Annotated in this window: 9 protein-coding genes; 2 read left to right on the top strand and 7 right to left on the bottom strand. The window is 38.4% G+C overall.

Going from position 1 to position 9,573, the window contains the following annotated elements; translation table 11 throughout:
* Nucleotides 1-60: 60 nt before the first annotated feature.
* Entirely contained in the window at nt 61-873 is an 813-nt protein-coding gene (gene murI, locus G322_RS0114505; protein ID WP_022942464.1) for a glutamate racemase, read from the bottom strand.
* A gap of 127 nt (nt 874-1,000) precedes the next feature.
* Here murI and trmA point away from each other — a divergent pair, with 127 nt between their 5' ends.
* Complete coding sequence (trmA, locus tag G322_RS0114500) at nt 1,001-2,098, top strand: tRNA (uridine(54)-C5)-methyltransferase TrmA (RefSeq protein ID WP_028866654.1); 1,098 nt, start codon at nt 1,001-1,003, stop codon at nt 2,096-2,098.
* Between the two features lie 199 nt (nt 2,099-2,297).
* On the top strand, nt 2,298-4,475 hold the full coding sequence (locus tag G322_RS0114495; protein ID WP_022942462.1) for a sensor domain-containing diguanylate cyclase: 2,178 nt from the start codon (nt 2,298-2,300) through the stop codon (nt 4,473-4,475).
* On the opposite strand, the gene G322_RS0114490 is transcribed toward G322_RS0114495, so the two are convergent.
* The 6 genes from G322_RS0114490 to ftsY all read right to left on the bottom strand — a co-directional run.
* Entirely contained in the window at nt 4,462-5,289 is an 828-nt protein-coding gene (locus G322_RS0114490) for a prephenate dehydratase (protein WP_022942461.1), read from the bottom strand. The genes G322_RS0114495 and G322_RS0114490 overlap by 14 nt on opposite strands.
* Before the next feature lie 66 nt (nt 5,290-5,355).
* The gene (gene rpoH, locus G322_RS0114485) at nt 5,356-6,207 is read right to left on the bottom strand and encodes an RNA polymerase sigma factor RpoH (RefSeq protein ID WP_022942460.1); all 852 of its coding nucleotides are present in this window, start codon (nt 6,205-6,207) and stop codon (nt 5,356-5,358) included.
* A gap of 85 nt (nt 6,208-6,292) precedes the next feature.
* The gene (locus G322_RS0114480) at nt 6,293-6,616 is read right to left on the bottom strand and encodes a hypothetical protein (RefSeq protein ID WP_022942459.1); all 324 of its coding nucleotides are present in this window, start codon (nt 6,614-6,616) and stop codon (nt 6,293-6,295) included.
* 128 nt (nt 6,617-6,744) lie between these two features.
* Nucleotides 6,745-7,734 (bottom strand): permease-like cell division protein FtsX, encoded by a 990-nt coding sequence (gene ftsX, locus G322_RS0114475; RefSeq protein WP_022942458.1) that lies wholly within the window; start codon nt 7,732-7,734, stop codon nt 6,745-6,747.
* Nucleotides 7,727-8,407, bottom strand: coding sequence for a cell division ATP-binding protein FtsE (ftsE, locus tag G322_RS0114470; RefSeq protein ID WP_022942457.1), 681 nt, complete (start codon nt 8,405-8,407; stop codon nt 7,727-7,729). The genes ftsX and ftsE overlap by 8 nt, the downstream gene beginning before the upstream one ends.
* A 2-nt stretch (nt 8,408-8,409) precedes the next feature.
* On the bottom strand, nt 8,410-9,573 hold a 1,164-nt coding region (gene ftsY, locus G322_RS0114465), incomplete at its 5' end, for a signal recognition particle-docking protein FtsY (protein WP_022942456.1).

Below are 9,573 nucleotides of genomic sequence, written 5' to 3'. Positions count from 1 at the left end.
AAATGACTGGTTATTTTGAAAACAAAAGCGCAAGTAATTTTGAAGCCGATCCTTAGGCACCTATTTTTTTATCGAAAAAAGAGAAAAAGAGTCAAAGCTCATATTAATAAAAGCACGCTCAAGCAAACACTGTTCTTCATCCCGCAAGGTATAAAAGGCATCATAACTGACTGGGTATTGTACTTTATCACTTTCTAACTTTTCATCTTTTAGTAATAACGCCACTCGTTTTGCAATCGCTTCACCTGAATCCACCAGTGCGACCCTATTTTCAAAGCAATCACTGATCTCCTTTTTTAACAGTGGGAAATGGGTACAACCTAATACTAAGGTATCTGGCCGAATTTCCCTGCTTAACCAAGGTTGAAAAATGGCTTTCAATTTTTGTTTATCTACAGTTTTACCTTGCAATTTATCTTCCGCTAATTTCACCAATGCGGTAGAACCAATATTTAACACACTTTTATCTGCAGCAAACTGCTTAACTAACTGTTTGGTATAATCACGATGAATGGTTGCAGGGGTTGCCACTAAACCGATAACACCATTTTTTGTTTTTAAACTAGCAGGTTTTATTGCTGGTACAACCCCCACAACGGGCATTGAAAAAGAGGCACGTAATGATGTTAAAGCAACGGTACTCGCAGAGTTACAAGCAATAATAATAATATCCACAGGGTGTTTTTTAACAAACTCAGTTAATAACATGATTAAACGTTCAATTAACTGGTTTTCATCTAGTTCGCCATAGGGGAAATAGGCGTTATCAGAAAGGTAATAACAGTTCACATTAGATGACTGTTTGATCACTTCTTGGAAAATGGATAACCCACCGACTCCAGAATCAAAAATTAAAAGTTGTTTTACTGGCATTACCGACCTTAATTTATTGCTCATTTACACTATTTTAACCTTTCATGAGTGAATAGAGAAATAGTGTTGGTAACTGAGACTAAATACTTTAAAATCTCGCCATTAAAACACTTACCCAAAGGTTAAAATAACCATGCAATTTGTTGATCCAGATAATTATGAAACACAGTTAGAGGCTAAAAAAATACAATTTAGCCAACAATTTGCAACCTTTAACCTGCCAGCATTAGAGGTATTTTCCTCACCAAAACAAAATTACCGTATGCGCAGTGAGTTTCGTGTTTGGCATGATGGTGACGACCTTTATTACATTATGTTTGATCAAGCAACCAAACAAAAAATTCGCGTGGATCAATTCCCCCCCGCCAGTGAGTTAATCAATCAATTAATGCAGCCACTTATTGAACTGATTAAAGTAAATAAGACGTTGCGCTTTAAGCTGTTTCAAATCGATTTTATCTCAACATTAAGCGGTCAAATTTTAGTGACCCTGCTTTATCATCGCCAGCTTGATGATCGATGGATGGAGGAGGTAAACAAGTTAAAAGCCACTCTTGCAACACAGTTTGATATCAACTTTATTGGTCGTGCTAAAAAACAGAAATTCCTTGTCGATAAAGACTATGTCGTTGAGTCTTTACAGGTTGATGGGCAAACACTTATCTACCAACAGGTTGAAAATAGCTTTACTCAACCCAATACAGCGGTTTCTATCAAGATGTTAGAATGGGCAATTGATTGTACTCGTGATAGTCAAGGCGACCTGCTTGAGCTTTATTGTGGTAATGGTAACTTCTCTATCGCATTGGCTAAAAATTTCGACAAAGTATTAGCCACTGAAATAGCCAAACCCTCAGTGCATTCAGCGCAATATAATATCGCTAAAAATAACATTGAGAACCTTACGATTATCCGTATGTCTGCCGAAGAATTTACCCAAGCAATCAATAAAGAGCGTACTTTTTACCGCTTAGAGGGGATAAACCTTGATGATTACCAATGTAATACCATTTTCGTTGACCCCCCCCGCTCAGGACTGGATGATGAAACGGTGAAAATGGTGCAGACTTATGACAATATTATGTACATTAGCTGTAACCCAGAAACATTAGAGGCAAATATGCAGGTGTTTAATGAAACACATCGTGTTGAGCGTTTTGCGCTGTTTGATCAATTTCCTTATACCCACCATACAGAAGCAGGTGTTTATTTAATTAAAAGATAAATGATCGACTTAGAATGACGAGGTAGCCGAGTATCTCGGCACCACTTGCCTTGCAAACTTTGCATCTCGAAGTATCACGGGTACCTCTGATCTACCCGTTTAAAAACAATACAGGTCAAAGTTTAAGCATATACAAATTACAGCTAACTCTATTCATGCTACCTTTATCAATTATTTGTAAAAAAAAGCAACAAAAGAGATGAGCCAGTTTATTTTAGATCAGCTATTCGTTACACAAAAAAGCTTCTTAGCATGTCAGGACGCAAAAATTTTAATTAAAAATGCGTCACACTTTTTATCACTGACGTTGCAACCTAAAGAGATTATTTTTTGCATTGAAGCGGATGAACTGCACTGTTTAGCTCAACACAAATCAGGCCAGCCAATTCGTCATTTGGAGCTCTCCCCCACTAAATTAGATAGCCATATTAGCAATCATAAGTTATGGGAGCTCGCAGGCCAAAAAGAGAGCTTATCTGCTCATCTACCAATTACACACATGGAAATCAGCAACGATTATGGACAGTTTGAAAATTGGTACTGCATAAAATTACAGATGTTCAATCAGCAGGGCATTTTTATTTTCATTCAATCCCCCCAAATAGAAGCGATACATTTATGGAAAACTGAACCGCTACTTGCCTCAATGATGATGCAATTTTTCTATCTATTACAAAAATTTCGATTAAACCAACAGCACAAAATAAACCTATTAAAACGCGATAAGCAGGAAGCGCTGTATCTTCAGGATATCGAATTACAACAGGCGTTCTCATCTAAAGTATTACAACTGCATAAAATGACACTCGATTTAATGGCAAGCCCTAACTTAGACACCCTCTATAAAATTGCCGTTGAAACATTACGTGAGGTACTTCACTTTGATCGCAGTTGCTTGATTTTAGCGGATGCGATTCAGCACACCATGAACCCGACTTATGGTACCGATGAATCAGGTAATACCACTGATGAATCGGCATTTGTATACGATATGGAGGTATTATCGCCACGTATGCAACACGCAGTCTTACACACGGACAAACTACTCGAAGTGGTCGAGAATACTGCACTTTATAGCGCAGGTAAGGTAGTGGGAATTGGTTGGAACGCGATGGTTATTCTGCGTGACGGTGACAACTTAATTGGTTGGGTGGCAATTGATAATCTGTTAAGACATCGTGCGTTAAAGAATCACGAACAGGAATTATTAATGCTCTATAGCCGTATGCTAAGTAGTGCGATTATACAAAAACGAGAAGAGGAAAATATTAAGTTGCTACACGATAGCATGGTGCAGTTATCATCTCAGCGTAGCCAACTTGATATCTGTCGCGTTGCCGTTGAGATAAGCCGAAAAAAACTAAATTTAGACCGCGTCGCTGTTTTTCTAAGTTATGATAATGGCAAAACGATGCATGGCACCTTTGGTACAGACATTAATGGCAAGCTTACTAATGAAAGTCACTTTCAGGGACCTCTTCCTAAAAACTCACTGCTTGAGCTAGCTATCGACTCACCACATCAATTAGCTTTTAAATCCGCAGTCCCCCTTTATCATGAAAATAAAATAGTCGGTCATGGCTGGAATGCGGCCATGTTATTACGTAATCAAGATCAAATAATCGGTTTTTTAGTGCTGGATAATCTATTAAATAAACGTCCATTAACCAGCCATAACAAACATCTATTAAGCCTATTTAGTGCCAATTTAGCAGAAATAATTTCACGCAGACGCGCAGAAGAATCAGTCTATAAGCTTAATAATCGATTAGAGCATTTAGTCTCAGAGCGCACTGAGCAACTGGCAAACGCTAACAGGGAACTTGAAAAAAGCAATCATAAACTCGCACAACTCTCTTTAATTGACAGTTTAACAGGTATTGCTAATCGTCGTCATTTTGATGACAGCTATCAAAAAGGGTGGGCGATGGCTTGTCGCCAACAACAAAACTTGTCAGCCATTATGCTCGATGTAGACCACTTTAAAGCTTATAACGATCACTACGGTCACCTACAAGGTGATACATGTCTCAAAGAGATAGCCACAATTATCAAAAAACATTTCCGACGAGCAGGCGAGTTGGTGGCACGCTATGGGGGAGAGGAGTTTGTTATTTTATTAAGTGATGTTCATTCCAGTAATGTAAATAAACGTATTCAAGCAGTTATTGAAGATCTCTTTAACCATAATATAATACATAAGGAGTCTCCTCTACAAAGAATCACGCTTTCTGCAGGCATCGCAACGGCAATTATCCATCAAGAGATGCCTCAAAATGAGCTACTACGCCTCGCTGATGAAGCACTTTATCAAGCAAAATCGGAAGGCAGAAATAGATTAATTATTAGCCAACACAGTAGCATTAACTCGCTTTAATATAAGAGCCAATCACGGTGACAGGATATTGTGCTTTTATTTGCTTAAGCGAAGCGCTGACATTTTTATCAAGCTGATGACCATCGATATCGATAAAAAAGTGGTATTTACCAAACTGTGATTTGGTTGGACGAGACATGATTGAGGTTAAGTTAACCTTTTCACCTGCGAAAGCATTCACAATATTACCCAATACGCCGGGACAATCATTTTCATTTCTCACCACCAATGTGGTTTTATAATTACCCTCTGTAAATCGGGATTGCGCCTGTTTACTGAGTACTAAAAAACGGGTCTGATTGTTCTCGTAATTGGTGACATTCTTTTTGATAAAGTAATCGTTATTCACCAACGCTAACGCATGCTGTGGAATAATCGCCCCCGCGCCTTTACCCTGTTTTTCTGCCAATAGTAACGACTCAATATTACTCTGGGTATTATGAACTTTTACCCCTGTTAGCTGGGCAATAAACTCTGAGCATTGCCCGTGCGCGACAAACTGTACATACAGATCGGTTAGCTGCGAAAGTTGCTCACAATCTCCCACAAAAGAGAATTGAATATCAAGCAGTAGCTCTGAAGTCACTATTAAGTCAGTATCCAAAAGGTGGTCTAAAACAACTTGTACATAACCTTCAGAAAGATTTTCAATGGGTAATACACCATATTCACACTGTTTTCCAATCGCTTTAAAAGTTTCTGAAAGGGAATTAAAATATTGAATATTAAAAAGGCTAGCTTGAGAATTGATATATTGCTGGGTCGCTAAATCAGAAAAAGTTTCTTTGGGGCCAAGCGTTGCGATATTAAGCATGAAGTACCAAAATATTATTTAATAAACGAGGATCAAAAAAGGTGAGTTAAACTCACCTTTTTATTGTTATGCAAAGTCCATATTGCTTTGCAATTTTTTAATCGCGTTAGCTTCTAGCTGTCGTACTCGTTCAGCAGAGATACTATATCGCGCAGCTAAATCATGCAGTGTTGATTTAGGCTCAGTTAACCAACGGGAGCTAATAATATCTTGGCTTCGTGCATCAAGCGTTGAAAGGGCAGAATGGAGTTTATTTTTCATATTAAGCTGCACACTTTCCGCTTCAAACTGGGTGGCAACGTCTGCGGTTTTATCTTCAAGATATTGCACTGGCGCAAAGTTACTTTCATCATCGTCATCACCGATAAGATCAAAAGATTGATCTTGGCCATTAAGACGAGATTCCATCTCTAGTACATCTTTAGTGGTTACATTAAGGTTTGTTGCTACGTTCTGCACCTCTTCATGACTAAACCAACCAAGGCGTTTTTTCGCTTTGCGTAGATTAAAGAACAGTTTACGTTGTGCTTTAGTGGTTGCAATTTTTACCATGCGCCAGTTACGAATAACATACTCATGAATTTCCGCTTTTATCCAATGCACAGCAAAAGAGACTAAGCGTACACCAACGGAGGGGTCGAAACGTTTTACCGCTTTCATCAGACCAACATTGCCCTCTTGGATTAAATCCGCAACCGGTAGACCATAACCAGCATAACTTTTTGCAACATAAGCCACAAAACGTAGGTGTGACATAACCAGTTTTTTAGCAGCGTCTAAATCACCATCATTAAATAGACGTGTGGCTAACTCTTTTTCCTCATCTGCACTAAGCATAGGAAAATGATTGACTGATTGAACATAGGCTTCAATACTTCCTTGAGGCACTAAGCTCATTGAATTTATTGTACTACTCATGTTTCACCCTTTTTAATTTCTGATAGATAGTGATATTTAGTCAACCATTATATAATAAAAGTTCAAAAAAAAAACAATAAAAACCTTAACTGGCCAACAAAAATTGATTGTAGCTTCTGTTTTTGAGATGACGTTTTAATAAGCGCGAGAACCAATACTCACCTAAGGTGTGATCTTTAATAATACTTCTGAAATGAATGGAATTTAAGACCAGCTCTTCGCCATTTAGCAACTCAAAAAGTGCATAACCAATAACGGTATTATCCAAACGGATAATAAGTAACTCAGTGCTGTTATTTAACAACGCTTGTTTTGATTCGTCGAGTTGGTTTTGTAGCGTCTCATGAATAAGCGCTTGGCAAACAGGGGAAAAAATAGAGGTTAACTTTACATCAATAACTTTATGCATACGCTCTCTCAAACAAAGGATTAAACGATCATTTTCCGTGACGTAGCTCACATATTACAGGCAAAAAAAAAGAGATCAACTAAAGATCTCTTTTTCTACAAATATTTACACTTCTCTGTCTATTGCACTTATTTTGGCTCTATTTTCACCAAATATTGTTTAACAGAGATATAAGAAGCAACAAAAGCGAGCCCCGTTGCAATACCAATTAAAATAACAACCTCCTCAACATTGAGCAGTGCGATTTCAAACTGTAATTGATATAAACCCATTAAACTCATCACACCAGATTGTAACCATGTAACCATACCCAATGTTAATAACCAAGCAACAACACCGCCGAGCAGACCATACCAAGCCCCGACATAAAGATAAGGCCTTTGAATAAAGCTATTGGTTGCCCCCACCAACTTCAATACCTCAATCTCGTCACGCTGACTAAGAATATTGAGGCGGATAGTATTACTGACAATTAATAACACAGAAATAAGTAATAACACCGCAATGGCGATAACAATATCAACCACCAAAGCAAGAATCGCCTGTAACTTCTCAATCCAGTCAATATCAACACGCACTAAATCAATATCTTGCTCGCGCTGTAGTTTCACAACCAACAATTTACTGCCCGCTGAGGTCATTGCATTTTTAGTCGGAACAACGACCAAAACGGCAGGCAGTGGATTCTCATCAAGGTAATTCAATGCTTTAGAGAAACCAGACATCTCTTTAAACTCTTCCAATGCTTGATGACGTGAGATATAAGTGACAGAGTCAATATCATGATACAGCGATAATTTATTGATAAGCACCTGCACACGAGGCTCTGAAATATCTTTTTTCAAAAAGAGGCTTATCTCAGAAGCACCATCCCACTGCCCAGTCACACGCTCTGCATTTTTATATAGAACATGAAAAACACTCGGTAATGAGAGTGCAAGCCCTAATACAAAAACAGTCATTAAAGTAGCAAAAGGCGTTCTCCATAACTCTGAAAAGCTACTAAATATCTGCTGAAAGTGTTGACGAATAACGGCAGATACACGACCAAAAAAGGAGACTTTAGTGATACGTGGCGAGCCTGACAATATTTTTTTATCTTCCATTTGATTAGCCATTACGTCCTCTCATTAATCCATCATTGATCATCTCACCATTTTTCAATGTTAATGTGCGATAACGCATTTTGGCGATTAAACCTAAATCATGCGTTGCGATCAATACTGACATGCCAAATTCATTAAGTGATTCAAACAGACTTAAAATTTCTAATGATAATTTAGGATCAAGGTTACCTGTTGGCTCATCAGCTAAAAGCAATGGCGGTTGATTGATAATTGCACGGGCAATGCCAACACGTTGTTGCTCACCACCAGAAAGGTGAATAGGTGAGTAATCTTCTTTACCCATTAAACCTACTTTTTCAAGGGCTGCTAAACTGCGTCGCTTTATCTCATAACGACTATAACCTTCAATAAGCAGTGGCAACCCCACATTTTCTAATACGCTACGGTTCATCAATAAGCGATGATCTTGAAAAATCATGCCTATATGACGACGCAAATAAGGAATATCGTTACCTTTAATGTTACTAATATCATTCCCATTTAATACGATGCGTCCTGTTGTTGGACGCTCCATGAGGCTAATAAGTTTTAACAGTGTACTTTTACCTGAGCCAGAGTGACCGGTTAAAAATGCCATTTCCCCCTGCTTTAAATGAAAATCCACCTGTTTTAGTGCACCAAAATTACCAGCATAAATTTTGCTGACCTCTTCAAATAAAATCATGTTTAATTTTCATCCTTTGAATCTTCCTCTTTTGAGAAAAGTGCATCAATAAACTCTTTTGCATTAAACTCTCGTAGATCATCAATCCCCTCACCCGTGCCAATGTAACGGATTGGTAGCTTAAATTTATCTGCGATTGAGAAGATGATGCCACCTTTTGCTGTGCCATCTAATTTGGTTAATGTAATACCCGTTAGTCCAACCGCTTTGTTAAACAAATTAACTTGGCTAATCGCATTTTGCCCTGTCCCTGCATCAATGGTTAACATTATTTCATGTGGTGCTGTCGCATCTTTTTTACGCATAATACGCACCACTTTAGTTAACTCATCCATCAGGTGTTCTTTATTTTGCAAACGCCCTGCGGTATCTGCAATCAGTACATCAGCCCCGCGCGCTTTTGCTGCATCCATGGCATCAAACAATACCGAGGCACTGTCTGATCCTGTTTTTTGTGCGATAACAGGAACATTATTGCGCTCTCCCCACACTTGTAACTGCTCAACAGCAGCCGCACGGAAAGTATCACCCGCCGCTAACATGACTGATTTACCCTGATTTTGGTACTGTTTAGCCAGCTTGCCGATAGTGGTAGTTTTACCCACACCATTTACGCCAACCATTAAAATAACGTAAGGAGACTTGCTTTCATCAATCACTAAAGGTTTTTCAACCTCTTCTAAAATATGATAAAGATCCTCTTTTAATAAGCCATATAACGCTTCTGCATCTTTAAGCTGCTTTCTATTTGCATGTTCAGTGAGGTTATCAATAATTCTGAGTGTCGTTTCAACACCAATATCAGCAATAATAAGTTGCTCTTCTAGCTCTTCAAAAAGATCATCATCAATTTTTTTGCCTTTAAAGAGAGAAAATAGCCCACTGCCAATACTTAAACGAGTTTTTGTTAAACTTTGCTTAAAACGCGCAAAAAAACCTAATGCTTCTTGCTGTTTTTTCTCAACCGTTGGCTCTACGACAGCAACCATGTTCTCTTCAAACATTATCTCTTCGTAATAATCATCACCTACAGGCTTTGGTTTTTCAGCTTCTAGCTTTTGCGTTTCTAGCTTTTGCGCTTCGAGTTTTTCAGCTTCGCGCTTTTGCGCTTCTAGCTTTTGCGCTTCGCGCTTTTGTGCTTCGCGCTTTTGTGCTTCGAGATTTTG

This window comes from Psychromonas hadalis ATCC BAA-638 (assembly GCF_000420245.1).
GTDB classification, from domain to species: domain Bacteria; phylum Pseudomonadota; class Gammaproteobacteria; order Enterobacterales; family Psychromonadaceae; genus Psychromonas; species Psychromonas hadalis.
Note: the sequence above shows the minus strand (reverse complement) of the source record. Positions and strands in the feature narration are given on the sequence as shown.